The 23048-nt window shown below is 43.5% G+C and carries 22 protein-coding genes and 1 other RNA gene; 3 read left to right on the forward strand and 20 right to left on the reverse strand.

Annotation, left to right across the window (positions count from 1 at the left end):
* Position 1 precedes the first annotated feature (1 nt).
* The 9 genes from hypD to LPY66_RS11825 form a co-directional block, all read right to left on the reverse strand.
* A complete protein-coding gene (gene hypD / locus LPY66_RS11785; protein WP_337984526.1) occupies positions 2–1051 on the reverse strand; it encodes a hydrogenase formation protein HypD in 1050 nt (349 codons plus the stop codon).
* Positions 1041–1265 carry a HypC/HybG/HupF family hydrogenase formation chaperone gene (locus tag LPY66_RS11790; RefSeq protein ID WP_337984527.1) on the reverse strand — a complete coding sequence of 75 codons (225 nt, stop codon included), beginning with the start codon at positions 1263–1265 and terminating at the stop codon, positions 1041–1043. Before LPY66_RS11790 ends, hypD begins: the two co-directional genes overlap by 11 nt.
* Before the next feature lie 88 nt (positions 1266–1353).
* On the reverse strand, positions 1354–1698 hold the full coding sequence (gene hypA / locus LPY66_RS11795) for a hydrogenase maturation nickel metallochaperone HypA (RefSeq protein ID WP_337984528.1): 345 nt from the start codon (positions 1696–1698) through the stop codon (positions 1354–1356).
* Positions 1699–1867: 169 nt separating this feature from the next.
* The gene (locus LPY66_RS11800) at positions 1868–3037 is read right to left on the reverse strand and encodes a pyridoxal phosphate-dependent aminotransferase (RefSeq protein WP_337988079.1); all 1170 of its coding nucleotides are present in this window, start codon (positions 3035–3037) and stop codon (positions 1868–1870) included.
* Between the two features lie 50 nt (positions 3038–3087).
* Complete coding sequence (ahbB, locus tag LPY66_RS11805; RefSeq protein WP_337984529.1) at positions 3088–4083, reverse strand: siroheme decarboxylase subunit beta; 996 nt, start codon at positions 4081–4083, stop codon at positions 3088–3090.
* A complete protein-coding gene (gene nirJ2 / locus LPY66_RS11810) occupies positions 4083–5081 on the reverse strand; it encodes a putative heme d1 biosynthesis radical SAM protein NirJ2 (RefSeq protein ID WP_337984530.1) in 999 nt (332 codons plus the stop codon). The genes ahbB and nirJ2 overlap by 1 nt, the downstream gene beginning before the upstream one ends.
* Before the next feature lie 37 nt (positions 5082–5118).
* Entirely contained in the window at positions 5119–6294 is a 1176-nt protein-coding gene (gene nirJ1 / locus LPY66_RS11815; protein ID WP_337984531.1) for a putative heme d1 biosynthesis radical SAM protein NirJ1, read from the reverse strand.
* A 192-nt stretch (positions 6295–6486) separates the two neighbouring features.
* Complete coding sequence (locus tag LPY66_RS11820) at positions 6487–6705, reverse strand: hypothetical protein (RefSeq protein WP_337984532.1); 219 nt, start codon at positions 6703–6705, stop codon at positions 6487–6489.
* A 194-nt stretch (positions 6706–6899) separates the two neighbouring features.
* A complete protein-coding gene (locus LPY66_RS11825) occupies positions 6900–8876 on the reverse strand; it encodes an elongation factor G (protein WP_337984533.1) in 1977 nt (658 codons plus the stop codon).
* Positions 8877–9095: 219 nt separating this feature from the next.
* On the opposite strand from LPY66_RS11825, the gene LPY66_RS11830 reads away from it, so the two are divergent.
* A complete protein-coding gene (locus tag LPY66_RS11830; protein ID WP_337984534.1) occupies positions 9096–10646 on the forward strand; it encodes a putative polysaccharide biosynthesis protein in 1551 nt (516 codons plus the stop codon).
* A gap of 29 nt (positions 10647–10675) precedes the next feature.
* On the opposite strand, the gene LPY66_RS11835 is transcribed toward LPY66_RS11830, so the two are convergent.
* The 8 genes from LPY66_RS11835 to LPY66_RS11870 all read right to left on the reverse strand — a co-directional run bounded on the left by LPY66_RS11835 (position 10676) and on the right by LPY66_RS11870 (position 18228).
* Positions 10676–11614, reverse strand: a complete 939-nt coding sequence (locus LPY66_RS11835; RefSeq protein WP_337984535.1) for a hypothetical protein — start codon at positions 11612–11614, stop codon at positions 10676–10678.
* Positions 11615–11986: 372 nt separating this feature from the next.
* Positions 11987–12448, reverse strand: a complete 462-nt coding sequence (locus LPY66_RS11840) for a pyridoxamine 5'-phosphate oxidase family protein (protein WP_337984536.1) — start codon at positions 12446–12448, stop codon at positions 11987–11989.
* Between the two features lie 70 nt (positions 12449–12518).
* Positions 12519–13163 carry an HAD family hydrolase gene (locus LPY66_RS11845; protein WP_337984537.1) on the reverse strand — a complete coding sequence of 215 codons (645 nt, stop codon included), beginning with the start codon at positions 13161–13163 and terminating at the stop codon, positions 12519–12521.
* Between the two features lie 363 nt (positions 13164–13526).
* The gene (gene surE, locus LPY66_RS11850; protein ID WP_337984538.1) at positions 13527–14285 is read right to left on the reverse strand and encodes a 5'/3'-nucleotidase SurE; all 759 of its coding nucleotides are present in this window, start codon (positions 14283–14285) and stop codon (positions 13527–13529) included.
* Positions 14286–14335: 50 nt separating this feature from the next.
* Complete coding sequence (gene folE / locus LPY66_RS11855) at positions 14336–14905, reverse strand: GTP cyclohydrolase I FolE (RefSeq protein ID WP_337984539.1); 570 nt, start codon at positions 14903–14905, stop codon at positions 14336–14338.
* 241 nt (positions 14906–15146) lie between these two features.
* Positions 15147–16373, reverse strand: a complete 1227-nt coding sequence (locus tag LPY66_RS11860) for a cation:proton antiporter (RefSeq protein ID WP_337984540.1) — start codon at positions 16371–16373, stop codon at positions 15147–15149.
* Positions 16373–16873, reverse strand: coding sequence for a cation:proton antiporter regulatory subunit (locus LPY66_RS11865; protein ID WP_337984541.1), 501 nt, complete (start codon positions 16871–16873; stop codon positions 16373–16375). Before LPY66_RS11865 ends, LPY66_RS11860 begins: the two co-directional genes overlap by 1 nt.
* Positions 16874–17037: 164 nt before the next feature.
* Positions 17038–18228: a tetratricopeptide repeat protein gene (locus LPY66_RS11870; protein ID WP_337984542.1), complete on the reverse strand. Its 1191-nt coding sequence runs from the start codon at positions 18226–18228 to the stop codon at positions 17038–17040.
* A gap of 204 nt (positions 18229–18432) precedes the next feature.
* Here LPY66_RS11870 and LPY66_RS11875 point away from each other — a divergent pair, with 204 nt between their 5' ends.
* Positions 18433–19455: a phospholipase D-like domain-containing protein gene (locus LPY66_RS11875; protein WP_337984543.1), complete on the forward strand. Its 1023-nt coding sequence runs from the start codon at positions 18433–18435 to the stop codon at positions 19453–19455.
* Between the two features lie 119 nt (positions 19456–19574).
* Positions 19575–20111: a hypothetical protein gene (locus LPY66_RS11880; protein ID WP_337984544.1), complete on the forward strand. Its 537-nt coding sequence runs from the start codon at positions 19575–19577 to the stop codon at positions 20109–20111.
* A gap of 12 nt (positions 20112–20123) precedes the next feature.
* Here the strand turns inward: LPY66_RS11880 and LPY66_RS11885 are convergent, their stop codons facing one another.
* The 3 genes from LPY66_RS11885 to LPY66_RS11895 all read right to left on the reverse strand — a co-directional run bounded on the left by LPY66_RS11885 (position 20124) and on the right by LPY66_RS11895 (position 22930).
* A complete protein-coding gene (locus LPY66_RS11885) occupies positions 20124–22217 on the reverse strand; it encodes a sulfatase-like hydrolase/transferase (protein WP_337984545.1) in 2094 nt (697 codons plus the stop codon).
* A gap of 41 nt (positions 22218–22258) precedes the next feature.
* A non-coding RNA gene (gene ssrS / locus LPY66_RS11890) (6S RNA) lies at positions 22259–22436 on the reverse strand.
* Positions 22437–22498: 62 nt separating this feature from the next.
* Entirely contained in the window at positions 22499–22930 is a 432-nt protein-coding gene (locus LPY66_RS11895; protein WP_337984546.1) for a hypothetical protein, read from the reverse strand.
* Positions 22931–23048: the final 118 nt, after the last annotated feature.

Consider the following 23048-nt stretch of genomic DNA (forward strand, 5'->3'; position numbering starts at 1 on the left):
CTTACTTCTTTGAGAAACGATACCAAATACCGCAGGTGCCTTCAGAAGACACCATACAGGGCCCTTGTGCTTTTGCAGGAGTACAGGCTTTGGCAAACATCGGACACTCATCGGGGTTTATTTTTCCTAAAATGACTTCGCCGCAACGGCAGGCAGTCGGCTTTTGATTAGCGTCTCCCGTCAAATCGAAGGATCCGGCATCGTACTGTTGGTATTTTGGCCTCAGATAATACCCCGAATCCGCGATAACACCAATACCACGCCAAAAAGCGGGTCCGGATTCAAAATAGTCGTCAATGTACTTGAGTGCAGCTTGGTTACCTTCCGGCTTCACTGCCGAAGGATAGAGGTTATGGACCTGTGCTTTGTTATTCTTCATTTGCTGTAACAAATCATAGATTGCAATCAGGATATGCTCTCCTTCAAAACCGGCGACGGCAAAAGGTTTTGCGTAACGCTCCGCCAGCGTCGAATAAATGTTGGAACCTAAAATCGTACTAACATGGCCGGGTGCAATAAATGCCGCAATGGCGTTATCTGTTGAACAGATAAAATCAAGTGCCGGCATCACCCTGCGCAGGGCCGTGAGTAATTTAATATTGCTCACACCCCTTTGTGTCATGTGTTCAAGAACCAAGGCGTAAGACGGAATGGTCGTTTCAAAACCAACACAGGCGATGACAAAGGTTGTCTGTGGATCCGCAGCAGCTTTTTTAACTGCTTCCTGAGGTGAATACATGATTTCAACCTTGGCCCCTTCAGCCTTGGCTTCACTTAATGATTTTTCCGTACCCGGTACCTTCATCATGTCTCCGAAGGTCAACAAAACCGTGTCCGGCTTTAAAGACCAGGCAATCGCTTGATCGATATACGCGGCAGGGGTAACACAAACCGGACATCCCGGGCCGGATATCAGCTTGATTTTTGGCGAAAGCATGCTGCGGATACCATTTTTAAATATAGAAGACGTATGCGTGCCGCATACTTCCATGATTTGTATTTCTTGATCGTCATACATTCCGATTTCTTTAATGATAAACTCAAGATCCATGGCGGTATGACTCCAATTCTGTAAATAGATCAAGGATTTCTTCCGCTGTATCTTGCTGGATTACTTCAATGGCACAACCGGCGTGAACCAAAACATAATCACCAATTTTCGCATCGACCAGCGCCATGTTGACATCAATAATATTCCCCTGAAAATCAACCTTGCCGGCAAATTCATTCACTTCAACCACTTTTCCCGGTACAGCGACACACATCGGTTTATACCTCCTCGCCTGTCAATAGGCTATTCACATCATTAACATCATTCATTTTGACGATTATGTCAAAAAAGCAAAAGAAGCATCATGTATCAATTTCAATGTGTTTTACATAAAACTCCTTGCCTAAATCAGTAGGCAGGCCGTCTTTAGCGCAGTGTGGGCAGGCAAAAGACAACGGTTCACGCACATAATGACAGTCGCAGCTTGGACAGTACCACTTCGCTTCGATAGTTTCAATCTCCAAGATGGCACCTTCACAGAGGGTTCCCTTAGATATAACATCAAAATACATCTGAATAGACTCCCCTACAAATCCGGATAATTCTCCGACCACCAAGGCGATACGCAATACTTTTTGTGCTTGGTGTTCGCTGGCCTTTTCTGATGCGATCGTGATGATTTGTTCTGTAAGCGGCAGTTCATGCATGTTTGTTTCATATCTCCATTTCTTTACCAGTGCTTTCCAGATTGTACAGACCTTTATACATTATATCATGGATTGAAAGATTATTATATTTATGAAAAAGCCTTCAGTAACCGAAAATGTGTCGTTTACTGAAAGCTATATTTGCTAAGTACGCCAAGAATAGACATTCCTAAAGTTTTTCCAGGGCGTGCTTCATTTGGGCCACTGCACGTTCAATATTTTCTAAGGAATTGGCATAAGACATCCTTAAATAACCCTCGCCATAATCTCCGAAGGAACTTCCCCACAGTGTAGCCACACCAGCCTCATTCAAAAGGTATTCGGCCATCTCTTTACTGGTCATACCAAATTGTTTAATATTCGGGAAGGCGTAAAACGCTCCCATCGGCTTTAAGCATTTTACCCCGCTGATGGCGTTTAGTCCGTCAACAATACGATCTCTGCGGATTTTAAACTGAGCGGCCCTTTCTGCGACACCCTCTTGAGGGCCTGTCAATGCTTCGATACAAGCCATTTGGGTAAAACCGGCTAAACAGGAGGTACTGTTGACAACCAGTTTGCCGATCTGTTCGGCTGCTTCTTTCGACATGATCCCATAGCCTGCCCGCCACCCGGTCATGGAGTAGGTTTTGGAAAACCCATTGAGAATAATGGTCTTCTCTCTCATATGCGGCAACGATGAAATTGAGAATGCCGGTTCTTCATAAGCGATATTCTCGTAGATTTCATCGGAGAGAATGACAATGTCACGATCTGCCAGGAAGTCAGCAATGTCGATATAGTCCTGCTTGGTCAGCATACCTCCGGTTGGATTTTGCGGTGAGTTAATAATGAGCAACCTCGTTTTATCGGTTACCAATGACTTTAGCTCATCAATATCCATCCGAAATTCGTTCTCTTCCCGGAGCGGAATCGGTACCGGCACACCGCCGGCAAATTTAATGACTGACTCATAAATCGGGAAGCCCGGATTGGGATAAATCACCTCATCGCCGGGATTGACTGTCGCCAGTATCGCATAAAACATGATCGGCTTCCCGCCAACGGTCATAACAACCTCTTCCGGTTCGATCTGATAACCTCTTTTTTTACCGGCATATTCAGCGACGGCTTGGCGTACTTCGACTAAGCCCGATGACGGCGTATATTTCGTCATACCGGAACGCATGCCGGCAATGCCTTTTTCGATGATATTGTTCTGAACCGGGAAATCCGGTTCACCGATCTCCAAATGGATAATCTCTCTTCCCTGTGCTTCTAAAACTTTCGCTTTCGCCAGCATTTCAAAGGCTGTTTCATTCCCCAGCCTGGACATACGATCAGCAAATTTCATACGTATTACAAACCCCATCTCATCGTGATATATCTTTTTAATTTTACATTAAACAACTAAGAAAAATCAACAAAATAACGCATACTGCTCTTTTTAAATTCAGTTTGACTGAAAAGCAACAGGTAATCCGTGAGCCCTGTTTCTTCTGATAATTTTGCCATCACGTCGTGACATTCCTGATCGGAATGTCCATGAACCATCGTATAGAGATTGTAAGAAAACATAGGCAGGCCCGGTCGCTCGTAACAATGGCTAACTTCATTGTAGCCGGCCATTTTCCTGCCCGCTTCGCTTACCAAAGACGTTGGGACACGCCAAACTCCCATCGCATTGGAAGTAAACCCGGCTTGTTGATGATACAATACCGCGCCTAAGCGGCGCAAAATACCACACTCCAGAAACAAATCAATTCTCGCCAATACATTTTCTTCAGCCAGATTCAATTCTTTAGCTATGGTGGAAAAAGGGGTCAAGGTATGGGGTAAATCCTCCTGGAGTAACCGGATCAGTGCTTTGTCAGCTTCGGTGATACCAGCATTCACTGGTGAGGTGGGTGATCTCTTCCGATAACCATCAGACGCCATCGCTTCTTTTTGCTCTTGCTCCAATAAATTCAGGCATACTTTGACCTTAAATACTTTTTTGGCTGGTAGACTGTAAACATCCTTATTGCCAAGCAGGTATTTGATCGTGTTAATGATCTGTTCCATTCTTTGGTGTGAACAGGCGATCACAGTAAACCACAAATTATAATCATGATTGCGCAAATAGCAGTGAGTGATTTCCGTAATATTCTGTATGTGTTCCGTGATAGGCGTCACTTTGTCTGCGGGGACACGGGCGGCGCAAAGTGTGCTCACATACCCCAGTTTAGCTGAATCAAAGATTCCGCCAAGACGCCGGATGATTCGCTGTTTCTTTAGATTTTCCAAGCGGTGAAAAACCTCGTGTTCCGGCATGCCTATTTTAAAACCAATAGCTCGGTAAGGTCGGGTATCAAGGGGAAAAGCCTCCTGAATAAGATTCAGGAGCTTTTTGTCAGTGATGTCCATTATTGTCCCCCTTTACGTCCATGAAACAAACACCAGGGTTCTTCCGCCATAAAATCACCTTCATGGTAATAGGCGGCACGGGCGCGGCAGCCACCGCAGACTTTCTTATAGGTGCAGTCTCCGCAGCCGCCTTTATAATTCAAGGTGCGAAGTTCCGCTAATACCGGATGAGTACGCCAAATCACATCAAACGGTGTTTCACGCACATCCCCCAACGGCATATTTAAATAAGCACATGGCTGTACCTGTCCTTTGGGACTGATGATGCAATAGGCTGTCCCGGCAAGGCAGCCTCGGCTAAACCGTGTTTCGATTCCCAATTGTTTGGCAATACGGGTAAATTGGGGGGCACATGTCGGTTTTAGTTCGATCTTTACGGTTTGCTGCTTTTTCATCACGCGAGTCAGAACATCCTCATACGCTTCTGCCCGAAGTGATTCTTCCTCTATGGATACCGCTCTTCCCGTCGGGACAAGAAAGAAAATATGATGCGCCACGGCGCCCAGCTCCACAGCAAAATCAGTCAATGCTTCAAGCTCGGAAGAGTTCCAATCCATGACCGTCGTATGCATCTGAAAAGGAAGACCTTCTTGATGGCAGTACTTCATACCCTGAACCGCTTGTTGCCATGCGCCCGGATATTTGCGAAATTGATCATGTTTCTCTTGATTTAAGGAATCAAGAGAAATTCCCATGCCCATCGCGCCCGCTTCTTTTAATTTTCGAGCGAATTCCGTTGTGATCAATGAGCCGTTCGTTCCAAATACCGGACGCAGACCGACGTGTTTGGCATACGCAGTCAGTTCCAGAATATCCGGACGCATCAATGGTTCGCCGCCGCTGAAGATCATGATTTTGAAACCCGCTTTTGCGATCTGCTCCAGCATGGTTTTTGCTTCGGCTGTACTTAATTCTTCATCTAATTTCACACCGGCATCCCGATAACAGTGATCACAAAACATATTACAGGCATTTGTCGTATTCCAAGAAACAATCATGCGCTATTCCTGCCTTTACTCGATAAATTACGTTGTACTAGGAAATACCAATCTCCGTATCTGTCAGATAACAGGCGGGATCGGATTCCCAGAAATCGCCGGTTACCGCTTCGGCCCGGGTTCTAAAATTCCCGTTGCAAAAGCTGACATACTGACATTGACTGCATCGTCCCTTGAGCAGTGATTTTCTATCCTTTAAACCTGCCATGATTGGGTGATTACTGTCCGTCCAGATTTCACTGAACTTTCGTTCCCGAACATTGCCAAACGTTATATGCTGCGTAAACTGATCCGGATGAACATAACCGTAAGGATCAATTTCGCCAAAGGCAATGCCTGAACGATTGCCACCGTTATAGCCAATCAGTTGCTTTATTCTTTCCCCTCGGTGTGGATCGTGTTTGAGAGCGTTAAGGTATAAATAGACACCGTCACAATGGTTATCCACCGTTAGGATCTCCTTATTTAACCCTCTCTTCTGAAAATCCATAGTTCGCCGAATAATCGTGTCCATCGCGTGGCGTGATTCTTCCGGTGAAATATCCTCGTCCACCATTTGCTGGCCGCGGCCTGAATAAACCAAATGATAAAAGCAGACGCGGTCAATTTTTTCGGTTTCAATAAAGTCAAAGATATTGTCCAGCTCTTCAAAGTTATGACGATTAATCGTGAAACGAAGTCCTACCCGCTGTTCCACCGCCACGCAATTTTGGATCCCCTGCATCGCAGCGTGGAAAGCACCTTCTTTTCCTCGAAATTTATCATTCACGTCCCGCAGCCCATCCAGGGAGATGCCGACGTAACCCACTCCGATATGTTTGATCTTGCCGGCGACTTCAGGCGTAATTAATGTGCCGTTGGTCGATAAGGTCGGCCGGATCCCTTTCGCTTGCGCATATGCGGCCAACTCAAAAAAGTCTGGCCGAATCAATGGTTCCCCGCCGGAAAACAAAAGAACGGGTACTTTAAAATCAGCTAAATCGTCGATGAGTCGCTTCGCTTCATCGGTTGAAAGCTCGCCGGCATATTTTTGAGAATCGGAATCCATATAACAATGGACACAGTGAAGGTTGCATGTTCGGGTTGAATTCCAAACAACAACTGGACCGGTCTCTTCTGTTGTTCCGTTTCTTGCTCCGTGGCTGGCTTTGCTGTAACGTAAAGAATCCCCGAAATAGTCCGTATCAAATAATAGTTTGGTTACACTGATCATAGGTCATCTCCTGATCTCATGGCCGATTTTTTTGCGTTTAGGCCCCCGGCCTCTTCACATATTACTCGGACCGGGATTAATGCAACATTATATCATTGATTACGGTTTTAGGCCAGTAAGCGAGCGAATTGGCGCATAAGTCGACGGTTTTGACAAACCCAACACGGTATACAGGTAAAAGAAAAAGTTCATTCACGCCTTAAATGAATTGTTTGATGCTGGAATGCCTTTTCTTTCCGGCTTTCCCCATCCGCGCTGCTTACCAAGCATACTTAGGTAAGTGTTTTTTGGGCCCATAGGTTGTCCCACTTTACGGTACGTTGCGGAATCCGGGACAACCTCCAGCATAAATAGCTTCCCAGCGGGCATATGTCCCCCCGGAAATAATTGCCGCTTCTTGCCATCAGCCATTACTGCCCTCCATGGCATGGCTGACATTAGGCACCTCTTGTGCCGTCATCCATGGCACTGCGACATAAATTCATCCATGACTAAAAAAGCCGCTGGCAGATAATTGCCAGCGGCTTTCATTGCATATATTTTATTCCTTACTTGAGATTCTGAATTAACACGTGACGGATCACGTGTGGACAAAGGTCATGGAATTACTCGTGATGATGTTCTTTCTTAATCTTAGCAACAAGAGCTTCCGTCATTCTGGCCGGTACTTCCTCATAAGCATAGAACTTCGTCGTAAACGTACCTTTACCGCGGGTCATGGCTTTTAGGTCAATGGAATAGCGCATCATTTCCGATTCGGGCACATGCGCCCGGATAACCTGATATTTCCCGTTGGGTTCCATGCCCAGAACCTTGCCACGGCGGGTATTGAGGTCGCCGATTACATCGCCCATGCTGGCTTCGGGAACAGAAACTTCCGCTTCGACAACCGGTTCCAGCAGCACGGTGTTGGCCATCTCGGCGCCTTTCTTGAAAGCGATGGTAGCCGCGAGTTTAAAGGCCATTTCCGAAGAGTCGACGCTGTGATACGAGCCGTCATATAGGGTAAACTTCACATTCGTCATCGGATAACCGGCTAAGAATCCTTCGGTAATTGCTTCACGCAATCCCTTTTCTACAGCCGGAAAAAAGTTTCTCGGAACAGCACCGCCAAATACTTCTTCCGTAAATTCAAAATCCTTATCAGGATTTGGCTGCATTTTTATCCAGACATGGCCATATTGTCCATGACCGCCGCTCTGTTTCTTATGTTTGCCTTCAACCTGAACCATCTTCTTGATTGTCTCTCTGTAGGGGACGATCGGGACTTCCATTTCAACGGCTACCCCGAATTTTCTCGACAGTTTTTCACCGACGATATCCAGCTGCATTTCGCCAAGGCCTTTTAAGATGGATTGCTTGGTCTCGACATTTTTGGTAACGCTGATGGTGGGGTCTTCGTCGACCAGACGAGCCAGAGCGGAACCCAGTTTGTCTTCATCCCCTTTACTCTTCGGCTTGATGGCAACGGATAAAGAGGGTTTTGGAAAGTCAATACCATCTAAGGTGATCTGTTTATCTTTGGCGCAGAAGGTATCTCCGGTCTTGGTATCCTGGAGTTTAGCTACGACGGCGATATCACCGGCTTGAACCGCAGCGATGTTATCCTGATTTTTTCCTCTGAGGTAAAACAGCTGGCCAAGTTTTTCATCGGCTTCGCGATTTGGATTATAGACAACGGACTCGCTGTTAAACGTACCTCCGTATACTTTGAAGAACGTCATCTTGCCAAGATACGGATCCGCCAGGGTCTTGAAAACCAACGCGGCTTTCTTCTCGATGGGTGTCGGAGCCGGAACATTATCCGCGATAAACTGGGAAAATTCTTTAATACCCAGATTTTTTTCGACGGAACCAAACAGAACCGGTACAATCATATTTCCAGCCAATCCTTGGCGAAGAATTATCTTTAACTCATCATCGTTTAAGGTTTCGCCATCCAGATATTTCATCAGAATGTCATCATCGGCTTCAGCCGCTGCTTCAGCCAGAGTTTCTTTGAGCATGGCGATATCATCTTGATAGGCGTCGGGTATATCGGCCTGGAACATGTCAATAACACCGGAGAAGGAAGCTTCTTTGCCGACGGGGATCTGGACTTGGACAAAACGCACATTCGGATAGGCTGCTTTCAATTGATCAAGAACTTTATCCGCATTGGCATTTTCGCGATCCAGTTTATTGATAAAGACGACTTTCGGAAGCTTTCTTTCTTCCACTAAGTCCCAAATAATTTCGGCTTGTACTTCCAAACCATCCACGCCGCTGATAATAAATACACTTGTATCCACGACGCGAAGCGCACTATAGACTTCCCCGATAAAATCGGAATAACCGGGAGTATCCAGAATATTGATTTTTGTACCCTGGTGTTCAATCGGGATCAGCGACATACTAATAGAGATGTGACGTTGAATCTCTTCTTGCAGGTAATCTGAGACGGTATTCCCGTCATTTACTTTACCGATACGCGTCGTAACTCCGGAGTTAAACAGCATCGTTTCAGTGAGCGAGGTCTTTCCAGATCCTCCGTGCCCAACAAGACAGATATTACGAATACTCTTGGTGTCATAGTTTTTCAAGAATAATCTCCCCTTTTATATTCTTTTTCAATACTTGACGATTACAAGATTACTTCACAATAACATCACTCAATATTTAGTTATACCTTGCTTATTCTACCTATGATCAAAAAAACCTTTAAAAAAAACTGACGGAATAAAAAACTTGGAGCATGACCTCCTTCTCTGGTGCATAAGTTCTATAGAAATCATCTGCTGTAAAAACACCGGGAGGAGAATATGTCCAGAAACAATCTGATTTACGGTGCAGTCATATTATTTGGAGCAAACCTGGTTAACCGCATGCTTGGCTTCGTTTACCAGTACCTGATCATGCACTATATTGGTAGTGAAGCCTATGGCCTTTTTTATATGGTATTTCCAGTATATATGACCGCTCTGGTTCTGACCACAGCAGGGATCCCTTTGGCCGTATCGAAAATGATTGCTGAAAAAGTATCTCTGGGTAATTACAACGAAGCGGGGAAAGTATTTCGGACTGCTTTCAGCATCTTATTTTTTACCGGCCTTGTGGTTACGATTTTATTATACCTGAACTGCAGTTTCATTGTCACCCATTTCTTTGCCGACGCCCGTATTCAGGTCGTATTCAAGATCTGTATTCCCTGCATTTTTATCGTTTCAGTTGCTTCCGCCTTCAGAGGTTATTTTCAGGGACTTCAAAACATGGTTCCCTCCGCACTCAGTCAAGTCTTTGAACAGATCTTTCGGATTGCCGTGGGATTTTCCCTTTCCCTTCATTATTTAGACAACGGTATCGAATGGGCTGCCGCAGGCCTTGCCGCCGGCATGCTTTGCGGCGAGATCGTCGGCTTGATTGTCATCTTTATCCATTATCTCTTTAAGCGTATCCGATATCCGGAAAAAAATCAAATTATTCGACATCACCAGTCGATTATTAGGGAACTATTAGGTCTTTCCCTGCCGGTAACTGGCAGCAGGCTGATGGCCACAGGCATTAGCTCACTGGATACGTTTATTATCCCCAAACAACTCCAGCTGGCTGGCTTTTCTGCCAGAAACGCCACCTCGCTCTTCGGGGAGTTCAGCGGAACAGCCCTTACCCTCTTCTCGTTTCCGACAGTTTTTACATTTGCACTATCGTCCTCACTCGTCCCTGCCATTTCCGAGTCTCTTGTCCGAAATGACCTGGCCTCAGCCCGCAAAAAGTGCTCCGATGCTCTGAAATATACCGTCTTGATGGGACTTCCCTGTGTGATTATTTTATTCTTTTTCGCCGATCCCCTTTGCCATCTTTTTAAAAGCGACAGTGCAGCGGCAGTAGTCAGAATCCTCTCTATCGGTGGTATCTTTGCCTATCTTCAACAAACAACAACCGGCATTCTGCAAGGAATGGGCAAGACAACACTCCCACTTGTGCATATGCTCATGACCTCCGTCATCCGGATTCCGTTGCTCTTTTACTTGACAGGCATGCCGCTATTTGGCCTTCTCGGTGCTGGATTAGCCTATGTCTTTGGATTTTTCAGTATGGCCTTCTTGAATCTTTATGCCATCCATCGCCATCTTGGACTGGAAGCCGATTATGGTTCCATTATCGTAAAGCCAATGATCGGCGGTCTGGCGATGGCTGCCGTTATTACTGGTATCACGCGTTTGAATACAGCAGGAAATGTACCGGTTCTGGTAACCTGTTTGGCAGCGTCGGTTATCGGATTATGCCTCTACTTTATCATTCTCGTTTGCACCGGAGCGATCCATATCAAAGATCTGAAGAAGACCTGGCAGTCGTTGATTCCAAAACGTTAAAATTATGGCAGATCTTCGAAGTGGTGCTATTAATTAACTGATATCAAGGGGATGGTCTCCTGCGTCTTATTCCATTTGACTGTCAGCGTAATAACTTCATCTGCAGAAGGTATTCCACCGCCATTTATGAGTCCAAAGTCCATGGGCATGCCGCCATAATTGTGGATACTCTCCCTATGGCCCATATTTCCAGTAAATCCATTCGAAGATGTTAATTTGGTCATGCCGCTTGAGGATTGATATTCATAACTAAAATCGCCGTGAATGCTGCGCGTATCCCCTTTGTATTCCAAGACGTTTTGACGGTTGCTGAAGCCTTCGTAGCGTAATAATTCTTGGTCTTTCCAAAAATGAGCATAATAAGTGATGACCACTTTCCCTTTCCAGTTCTGTCCTTCGCCTTGATAGACGATTTGCTTTCCGCCATTTAAGTTGTAAAAGATAGCTTTCCCCAAGTTTATCAGCAACGGATGAACCTTCGCGTCATATTCCTCGATGGAAGACGCGTTAATGACAACAACGACAATCATATTTTTAGCGGCAAATCCTGTGGTCAATGGCCACTTGGGATAAAACATACTGGATAAATTCCCACTTCCGTCTTTATTATTATTAATCGTCTCCTGGTATTGTTTATAGGCTTCATCCCGTTCGCGGATCGTCGCATAATAATATATTAATAATTCGCCGTCCAAGTTTTTAATGTGGTATATACGCGGCTGTGCCTGACCGATGGTATAATCGGCCGGAGCTAAATCGGAGTTCGCCGTCAAAGTGAGTCCGGCTTTCTTAGCCGTCCGTACGATATCGCCTACAGTGAAATTTTCCTTATCGGCAATATTCCTGTTTCCGGCGTTTATCATACCAATAATAACCCCGGCAAAAAGAATAATGCTGATCACAATGGCTGCTGCGGTCTTGACCTTTTTGAACCATGTATCTTCATTTCCTAAAATCGGGTGACTCATATCAAGTCCATCCTTTCACAACCCATTAAACTGACAATTATAGTTCTTGATCCCGTTATATTTTCGTAACGAACACTGATTATTCTTATTCTTTATACCTGACAGAATTACCGAGGTTCTATGATCCAACCCATTGATAATTTTTTAAATAAACCTTAGCCGACAATACGGAATATTTATCGTTGCTAAATCAATTCCACAATATTACTCTATTTCCTTCAATAGTAAAATAAAACCATTGAAATACGGGCAATGGTATTTCAATGGTATTATAATCTATCCTGTTCATTTTATTTTCTTTTTAATTACCTGCCGTAATGAATATACTGGCTAACAACGTTGATTAGGCCTAGCAATCAATACCTTTTCATGTTAACCTGATTTTTTGCCAATGATCTGGTCTATGGTGACGCGATAGACGAGGACAGAATTGACCTCTTTATCGGCAAAGGGATATTGCGTGTTACTCGCGATATGATGCTTTACGATCTGATCCAGACCATATCTCTTTTCATCCAAGTCATTGACTAATTCAGCTGTCCCGTGAATAATAACCGTGAAATAGTGCGCACCCCATTCACAGGGTTTTTCATTTTCAACAATGCGGATATCCTGCTCGAATTCGATACAGACATGATTATTTTTCTTCAAAATGTCGACTTTCTTTCCTCCCGCAGCAGAATGGAAGTAGAGATGCTTACCATCAAATCCGAAATTGAGCGGAATGAGGTAAGGACGGTTATCATTTACTAAGGCGACTCGACATACCATTGCCTGAGTAATGACATGATGTAAACCATCCGTATCGGTGATCTGCTTATCTTCTCTCCTCATGGGGCCTCCTTTTCGCGTCAATCGTTATCTTGTAGACCATTCTCAAATTAGTTACGGCATTACTAATCCGTCATTGCCACCACATGAATTCACTTAAATCAGTAATAATCTTAACATGCGGAAATTGCATCAAGTCATCTTTCGTTGCTGTACCCGTTGTAACCCCAATAAAAGATACCCCAGCGTTTTGAGCCGTTCTGGCATCCACGATACTATCGCCCACATACAGGTTTTTTTCCTTAGGGATATTCAGTATGTTGATGGCATAAAGAAGTCCTTCCGGATCCGGTTTTACAACCTGAACATCATCGCTGCCCACGATGATGTCAATTAATGACGCTGCTCCGAATTTGTCTAATATTTGATCAATCCGATAATGAAACTTCGTCGTTACGATACCCGTCTTAATGCTATTTGCTTTCAAATGTTCCAAAGTGTTTAAAGCATACGGCAAGAACTCCGTGTTTTCTGTGACAACTTGATCGGCCTTTTCTCTGAACAATCGAATAAACTGATTGCATTCTTCTTCATGTGTCTTCTGTGTTAATTGGAAGAAAGTCTCTTTTAATGACAGACCAATGGTCCTACGAACGCTTTCTACATCTCTGGAACCATAGCCTAATTGGCTAAGGGCATAATTGATGCTTGTCCAGATTGCCTGGGTCGAATCTCCTAACGTATAATCGAAATCAAATAAGATTGCTTCATAATCCATTTAAGCCTCCAACAGTGATCAATAATGGTTTTTGGCTTTCAAAGAGTACCTTATTCAAACAACCACTGACGCTTTGGTATTCAGCGACGAAATTTCTACCTGAAGAATTTTCGTATGCGATCACCCCACTGCCAATAGGTCAATATAAAGACAATTAAAGCGATGATGATTAACAGAATCTTGTAAATGATAAAAATCTTAACCACTGACAACAGAAAAACAAAAAAAGCAAGAATCGCAGGGATGATAAACATTTTTTTATAGTTTATCCTCTTCCCTTCTTCTTTGCTTCTATTTAACCAAAAGATAAGCACGAAAATGCCGAAATATATCAAAAAAACCCAAGCATACATGCGTTATACCTTATTCCTTTGCTTTTTCTAAATCCTTCATCCGCGTATAGTCAGTCAAGTCGCAGTGCAGCGGTGTAACGGATACATATCCTTCCTGGATTGCCCGGTGATCTGTATCGGGTTCTTCATCGTAAAGCAAGGTGCCGGTAATCCAATAATATTCTTTTCCGTTCGGCGACTTTCTGAATTCAAATGCATTATCATAGACCGACCGACCGAGCCGCGTCACTCTTTTGCCGTGCCATGCGTTTCGGGTCAGCGGCGGCACGTTGATATTCAGCAAGCCTTCTTTATAATGGATAAAATCGCTATTGCCGTCGATCAGTTCTTTAATGAACTGAGCACTCGGCGCATAATCTTCACAGTCATAATCTGCTAAGGAAACGGCAATGGACGGTATGCCCAGAAGGACTCCTTCCATCGCAGCGGCAACGGTTCCCGAGTAAAAAACATCAGAACCAAGATTCGGTCCGTTGTTGATTCCGGAGATGATTAAATCCGGTTGATACGGCAGGATATCGCCTTGTATAGCTAATTTGACGCAATCTGTCGGAGTACCGTTAACAGCCAGGCCATAATCATTGCCTTTCAGCTTGTGATTATTAACAAAAATGGGCTGAAATAAGGTGATGGAACGCCCTACTGCCGAACGCTGGCCTTCGGGTGCAACAATACAAATGTCATGCTGATTATTTTCGGACAATACGTTATATAATGTCTGAAGTCCATGGGCGAAAAAGCCGTCGTCATTGGTAAGCAGGATCCTCATAGGATGCTGAGCCCTCCGTCTTCATACTTCACGTCATTTATTTCGCGCTATCAGCGGTTACCCATGATCAACGAGAATGCTTCCGCCCGCGTTGCCGCACTGGTTTCAAACATACCTCTCACGGCTGAGGTTACCGTCTTGGATCCGGGCTTCTTAACACCCCTGATCGTCATGCACATATGTTCCGCTTCAATAACAACAATAACACCCCGCGGATTAAGCATTTTATTAATGGTATCTGCAATCTGACTGGTCAAACGTTCTTGGAGCTGCGGCCGTTTCGCAAAGTCTTCCGCCACCCGGGCCAATTTAGACAACCCCGTCACTTTACCATGGCGCGGAATATAGGCTACGTGGGCATGTCCAAAGAACGGCAGCAGATGATGCTCGCACATAGAGTAAATGGGGATATCTTTGACCAATACCATTTCTTCGTGGTTTTCTGAAAAAAGAACGGAGAGGTTTTTACTCGGATCTTCATGCAGTCCTGCAAAAACTTCTTCATAATAGCGTGCGACACGCGCAGGTGTTTCTACCAGTCCTTCACGTTCGGGATCTTCGCCGATGGCTTCTAAAATTTCTCTTACTGCTTTTTCAATTCGATCTTTATCTATTGCCATAATGATCGCCTCCTAAAACTATTACAATGGGTATTACATAAATGTTCAAGTGGCCTAAACTATTGGCTAATGTGATTGTATCATTGATCAGGAAATTAACCAAATAATTTATATATTCTCTGTCTATACATGATTATACAAGGATATTATCAATAAATAAATAATTATTTACACTTTTTCTCAATGTTCGCTTAGGCAAGATAATCATTGACATCATCTATTTTCTCTATATTAAACAATTTTATGACACATTGACTTTCTTTTGTCTTTTTTCCGTTAAGACCGGCCACCGGAATATCGGGCGCAGTCCTTTGTAAATCAACGTCGATTCCTTTGTTAAGATAGGCCCGAGTATTGCCAGTAAAAGGACATATAAAGCGGAAAATGGCTGCAGTACCGTCAATAAGCCGCCGGCTGCAGCGAGATTGGCTAAAATGATTGAAAACTCCCCGCGCGAAGTGATTGTCAGTCCAATTCGCAGCGACGCTTTATGCGAAAGTTTTGCTCTGCGTCCGGCGATTACCCCCGCGATGATATTGCCAGCGAGGGTCAATCCCACAGCACCCAGAGCAGGCCATACCGCGCCTCCCAGCGCAAATGGGTTAATGCTCAAACCGAAACTGAAAAAGAAAAGTGCGCCGAAGAAATCCCGGAATGGAACCACCAAATGTTCGATCCGATCTTTATGGTCCGTTTCCGATAATACCAAACCTAAGAGCATCGCGCCGATGGCTTCGGCGATATGCAGTGATTCGGAAATGCCTGCCGTGAGCATAACTCCTGCAAATACTACTAATAAGAATGTTTCATCGGAAGCAATATCCAATACGCGGTTAAGTACTGGCACAAGCTTATGTCCCAAATAAAGAAAAACGAACATAAACCCTAACGTCACCGCAGCGGTGATCACAACCGTGGTGGTTGTAGTCGATCCGGAAAGAACCATCCCCGAGACGACAGATAAATATATGGCTACAAATATGTCCTGAAACATCATTAAGCCAAGGATAATTTCCGTCTCGTCATTGGCTGTTCGTTTGAGGTCAACGATGACCTTGGCGACGATAGCGCTTGAGGAAATCGTCATTATGCCGGCTACGATCAAAATCTCTTTTAAAGGCCAGCCTAAGAGAAATGGGAAAAGAAGTGCAAGAGCGAGGTTGATAACCATATAGATCGCACCGCTCCGAAGTATGACCGGGCCTGCGTTAAAAAGTTGTTTCACTGAAAACTCTAAACCCAGCGAAAACAACAGAAATAAAACGCCTATGCGGCCCATGAATTCCACTAAGGACGCTGTTTGAATAAAACGCAAATCAAAGACCCCGAAATGAGGAGCATGCGGGCCGACAATCATTCCGGCAACAATAACCAGCGGTACGATGGAAAAGCGCAGCTTACCTGCAAGGACAGCGGCCACCGCCGTCAGTGTCAGAGCCAGACCTACCTCCAGTATCGCATGCTCCATCAATCCACACTCCCGGTAAAGATAAGCTTTTTCGCAGCCTTTACTTGTTCCTTTTCGCCTAGGATAACGATTGTCGCACCGGCTTCCATAACCAGTTGGGGATCCGGATTGATTGTTTTATTTTGGTTCTCTCTGACCATGGCAATGATGGTCCCACCTGTCCGCTTGCGGACCTGCAGGTCACCTATCGTCTTGCCGATGGCATAAGCGTCGGATTCAATTCGATACCATTCGAGAACCATGTCCCCCAACGCAACTTCGACTGTATCCATGTCCTTGGGCCGATAAGCCATCCCTCCGAGAATGGCTGCAATACATCGGGATTCCTCATCATCCAGAGTCACCATAGAAATGGACTCATTGGGATCATCATGGTAAAAATGATAAATCTCTCTTCGCCCGTCGTCATGCACAATGACAACCAATTTATCTCCGGAACGGGCATCCAGCTGATATTTCCGGCCAATACCCGGTAAATCTTTTTCTTTCATTGCTTTCATGATATTTCCCCCCTGTTTTTTTACTTTATCAAATATATTCGACGAAGTAAAGTCGGGTGCAAACAGGATAACAAATCGATTCGACAGAAAAGACAATAAAAAGCCACTGTATTCGTGAACAGTGGCCATAGATCAGTAAACGAAGTCATATAAACATCATGATATTAACCGATTTTTTTCATCGCAAGCCCCAGTGATTTATTGTAGCAATCCACCGCCATACTAATGTTTGCCTGTTGCTCATAAACATTTCCGAGCAGGATCCAAGCATCGGTATAAGCTTTGTCTAAGGAAAGCAAACGTTCCAGTGTCATTCGCGCATCGTCCCACATTCCTTTTTCCGCCATACAGATACTCATATTATACAAAATGTTTTTGTCTGCAGGATCAATTAGCAGGGCTTCATTATAATATTCAAGGGCTTTGCGGGATCGGCCCAATTGATAACAAATGAAACCGAGATTATTTAACAGCAGGGCATCATTGCTGTTAAGTGAGCGTGCTTTTCGTAATAAGCGATACGCTAAATCGTCCTGGTGCAAGTTATGATAAACACCCGCTAAATTACAAAGGGCATCCACATCGTCTGGATCATGCTTTAAAGCCTTTTGCAGTAATGATCGTGCTTTTTTATAATCACCTTCCTGCGCTTTACAGTAAGCCAGTCTGGCATAGAGATGAAGGTCACCGCCATAGTATAAAGCTTTGCGGAAGCATTCACTTGCTGCGCTGATCTTATTCATTTTCAGGAGCATTTCTGCCTTCATTTCCAAAAATTCCGGTTTCGTCGGGACGACCTTACAACAGCCGTTAAAGCAATTAAGTGCTTCGCGATATTGACCATGAAACAGAAAGATGGACCCTAAGCGGTATATCGTTTCTGCATTCCCTGGTGACGCGCGTAAGGACGTATTTAAACACGTGATCGCAGCTTCCCATTCTCCAAGCTCTAAGAGACAATCCGCCTGTAAGTTGGCAAATTCACTGCATGGTTCGATACCGGTTGCGTTTTTTAAATAATTCAGAGCATCATCGATAAAACCCTGACCGTAACAGCAGCGAGCCAATAGATAATAAATCTGAGCCAGTTGCATTGGATCATCCGCATAAACGACCACTTTTTCCAAGTATTCCTGCGATTCCTTAAATAATTGTTTTTCGATTAATTTGGTAACCGTCTTCAAGTATAACTTAGAAGGCGCTAATCCACCATGAAGCGATTCGTTAAGAATCTCAACGGCTTTATTTTCCTCACCCTTGTAAATCAACCAGTTGATGTGTATTTTTGTTGCAAAATCAATTTCATTTCGGGGACACAACTTAGCTTGCTCTTCAGTCATGAATTGGGTTTCCATACGAGGGTCCTTCCTTTCACTGGTATTTCACATTAGTAATTCGTTCATTACCATAAATTCCCTCTAAGCGTAGCCATAAACTTATCCCCAAATCCCCTGAAGATCAGATAATTTTCCTGAATGGTTAGAAATAATTTTTTATTATTCTCCAAAAATATGTATAATAGTTAAGAAGATTTATTTTTATGCGAAGGCGGCAAAACATTGGCTAAAATAAAGATCTATTTGCTACTAATCACCGTGATATTTTGTTTACTGTCAGGATGCACCACTATTTTTTCTTCTTCGAATGATGAAAAGAAGCCTGAGTCCAACCTGACGGCTGATGCGATATATACCGACAAGAATGCGATCCATGAGCTGACAATTGACTTGATCTCACATGCCAAAAAAAGTATCTATATTCAGCTTACATCCTTGGATGATCAAGAAATAATCACTCTTCTCATTGCCAGAACACATGACGGGATCGAAACACGTATCCTGCTTGATCAATGGCAGCGCGAAAACAAAGCAACCATTAAAAAATTAAAAAATGAAAACATATCCGTCCAGTACTACCCTGCCGAGAAAGGCCAGTACCAGCGCATTCGTTATTTGGTTATAGACGATCAGACAGCCGTTTTTTACGGCAAAGATTGGAGCACAAAAGGTTACAAATATAAGAGTATGGCCGTCAAACTAACAGGAGATGCCGTTACGACGATAGCAAAATCCTTCCGTAAGGATTGGACTTACACAACTACACTTTCGTTAGACAGCGAAAACATGCCGGTATTGGACGAAGACAATATTACCTTTGCAACCACGGTTAATATCAAGTCACAGATCTTGAATCAAATCGATACGGCAGCTGCAAGCATAAAAATCGAGACGGAACAGCTAAGCGAAGGGACAACCCTCGATGCCCTGATCGAAGCCAAAAAAAGAGGCTGTAAAGTTCAAGTTATTGTCAGTCCCTCCTGTGTCATCACCTCACCCAATGCCATCGATAAGATGAAAGAAGCGCAAATCGAACTGCGCTATTATCGAGACCCGGGTAAGAAATCCATTGGATATAATTATGGTATCTTTGATGATAAAACCTTTGTGATGACAAATTCGGCGTGGTCTTACCCCACCTTTGTCATTTATCACGAAGGCTCTCTGACGATTCCTTCTCCCACCGCCACTCAAAAAATGAACGCGATTTTCCAACAAGAGTGGAAAAACAGTACAAAATCATAACCCAATTGAACCACTGCCAAATTTAGAAAAAATTGAATAAGTAACGTTATATTGCCAACCCTACTCCAATAACATTAAGTAACAGCCTGTTACCATGTCATACCGTTAGGAGGGGTTCAATGAAAAAGCATATACTCATTGCGGCGCTGCTTGCTTTCTATTTCCTTGTCCTCAATCCGGTACCCTCCGTCGTCATGGTCACCATGAATTCAAAAACACAAGCCTATCATCTGGGTGACAATCTCAGCGTTATACTTCCGCCAACAACGCAAATCAAGGAAGATGATTATGATGATAAAACAGAAGTTTTACTAAGCCACTACTTTCACGATGAAAAATATCTGATCAGAGGATATATCCAGTTATGGCAAATCAACGACCTGGAGCAATTCCTGGTCGCTAGCCGAGCCAATAGCAGCTATGATTTCCAAGCGTATTCCTTATCCAAAACCAGTGTTTACAGACTAAGCGGTTATATTGACCAATGGACAGCGTCTTTTGGTGATCGGTTGTCTATTTCCGGGAAAGAATACTGGTTAAAAAAACAAGCCGATACCCAGGTTTTGCGGATTTCTTTCTTTACGGATGCGACATCCTTTTCAGAAGTGCAACTCCAAGGGATTAATCAAATCCTCAGCACAATACACTGGAAGTAATAAAGTAATTGACTATTCAGATGCATTCGATACCGCTGCCGCCCGCTTGAAGGTATAGGTGTTGGACTCCATGATGATATTGTCAAGACTGTCCGATGCCTCCAACTTAATCTCCATATCACCGGACCCTACAACTGATTCAGCCAAAGACACCGATAGCAGCGTTGAATCGACAAAGGTCGTCTTATATGGCTTGCCATTGATATATACTTTTAAATCCGGCAAAAAATGAATGCCTCGAATTTCGATCGTGTTATCGGCAATATTCCGTACCTTATCTATTTCCGGTTTGCCTTCACCGAGGATATATGACGTATTTTCCGTCGGTTTATCTGACGGGTTAAGCGCGTAAGTGTAGGCCTCGCCGCAGAGTGTATCGTATTGCAGGAGTTCATATTCAGCAATCTCTTTGGTTGTGAGCTCTTCATATTTGCGTTGATACGTATTCGCTAAAACAGAATGACCCTCTTTGTAGAGCGCATAAAGGAAATTGGTAAGCGTATTTCCGTCTTTTTTGCTCATTTCCAGGACATAAGATCCTAGAAAGTTTGACGACAACCGCAATTTCTCATTATCATTTGTCAAATTTTTTCGGTCTGCCGGATCCGTAAAATTATCCCATATCACAAAAGGAACCGAATATTTTTTAATATATTCCGCATGATCACCGTTATTCTGAAAATATCCGGACTCTATATATACCTCCGAATTGTTTCCGAGAGCCGGCAAATGATCCCCGTAGAAAACAACAATTGTCGGCTCATTGATAGCCTCCAGACCATCAATAAGCATTTTTAAGGATTGATCAACATCGACTAAGGTGTTCGTATAATTTTCAAGGACGTTTTTGCTTTCAGCTGTCAAGTTACTCTGAACCGTTAGGGTATTTTCCGGGTTTGCCTGGGATGAATACGGGCCATGCGCCTCCATCGAGATAGCATAGATAAAATCCGGTTTATCACTTTGCTTCACTTGATCCAATATTCTTTGGGTCAGCTCCGTATCGCGGATATAGCTTCCCTTTTTCTCAGGAGAAATAAAGAATTCTTTGCTGATAAATTTATCAAAACCCAAGTTATTAAAAACGAGGTTACGGCGATAAAACCAGTTATCATAGGTGTGGATCGCCGTTGATGTATATCCCTGTTTCTTATAAATCTCAGGCAAGGCATCAAGCTGTCTGTCGACATAACAGACATAGGATACTGCACCAGGTGTTAAAAACGAACAGGAATACCCCGTCAAAATTTCGAATTCTGTATTAACGGTGCCTCCGCCAAAAACCGGGACAAGCATGGTGCCACTGGTGTAATTTTTCTCTAACGCATGGAAATATGGGATTGGGTCCTGGCTGAATGTCACTGTTTTCAGCAGAGTTGGATCCCAAAAAGCCTCACTCTGAATAAAAATGACATTGGGGTTAAAATCAGCATCGGCCATATACGCCTTATTCACTTGGTTTACAATCTGATTTATGCGCGCCTGGTCATATTCTTCCGGTGCACTTGATTTATAGAACTTATAATTGAGCATAAAGCCAAGAAGAACACCGTTTCGGTCATAATTGGATTTTTGGCTGTATTGAATAAGCTTTAAATCAAATACTGACAGCGGTATTTGGTATGTCAGTCCAAAAAGCAGCAAAAACGACAGCAAGGCTACCATGACTTTTGGGGGGGCACTGTAGTTTTCACGTGGGATAACCTTAATAATAAATAGGATAGAAAAGAGGACAATGGCGCCAAGCAGAACGAGGAACCAAACCGGATATTCGCTGCTTCCTCCTTGGGTGACATTGAACGCTTCCTTACCAAGAGATAAATCCCAAGGCAGCAATGGCTCACCGCGTAGTAAAAGCTTCTCGCGGCATACTAAACCAACAAAAGAAAAAAATCCAAATATCAGCATTCCTATCGTGAGGTATATCCGTCTGGGAAATATGTAAAAGAGATTGATCAGCCCAAATATAAGCGCATAGTTCAAGATAAACTCGACCGGTTGATAATATAGCCACTCTAAAATGGCTAAAAAGCTTCCGCGGTAGATCAATTCATAAAGCACCAGGATAAAGAGCGGTATGAATGCTGTAAAACGTTTGTTTTTCACTGTAACCTCCAAGAATAAATAAAGGATGTCCGAACGGACACCCTCTACCCGCTTCGCCGTTAGACACCTGGTTTCTGACCCTGCACATGCAGGTGGGCACCTAGGCTTATTGTTCCATCTTCTTTTCAGAAAAGCCTGATGTACTAGACAAGCCGCTTAGTTCCCGTCAAAGAAGTAGGATCAAAACCACGATAGTCAGAACGCACGAAGCAGAATCAATTCAATTATACCACCAGTTCAGATAAATATCTTCAAGAAAGGATTGGAAAATATCACATTTTTCACGAATGCACTTTGTCTTCTAAATCAGCCAGCCGATCTAAAATAACAGAAATTGTCATTTCCTGAGTACGCACTCTTTGCCTAAGTTGTTCAACTAGGCTGGCCATGGTTTTTAACTGAAGTGTACTATTTGTATTATCTTCATGGGCTGCAGACATCACGACGAGTTTTGCCTGATTGTTTTTAGCTGTAAAATTATTCGTTTTATTTAAATATCGGATTCTTCCATAACGCGTATTCCTGCCAGGGTTGATTTCGATAACTTTATCTTCTTCCAATATCTGGAGAGCTTTTTTCAAAGTAATGCTTGCCACACCGGTTTCTCTCTGTATTTCGGAATAGGCAATCTCAAACTCATCTTCTTCGTGTTTCCTGGACACCTTTTCAAAAAAATCCAGAAACTTATGATACGTTTTGTCCTTCAATTTCAATACGGTTCATCCTTCCAATTTAAATAAAACAAATAATAATTTTATTGTATTATAACATAAAATAATTATTATTTTCACATAAAACATAAATTATAAAATATTTTTCGTTAATTTATGT

This window comes from Dehalobacter sp. DCM, from assembly GCF_024972775.1.
GTDB lineage: Bacteria > Bacillota > Desulfitobacteriia > Desulfitobacteriales > Syntrophobotulaceae > Dehalobacter.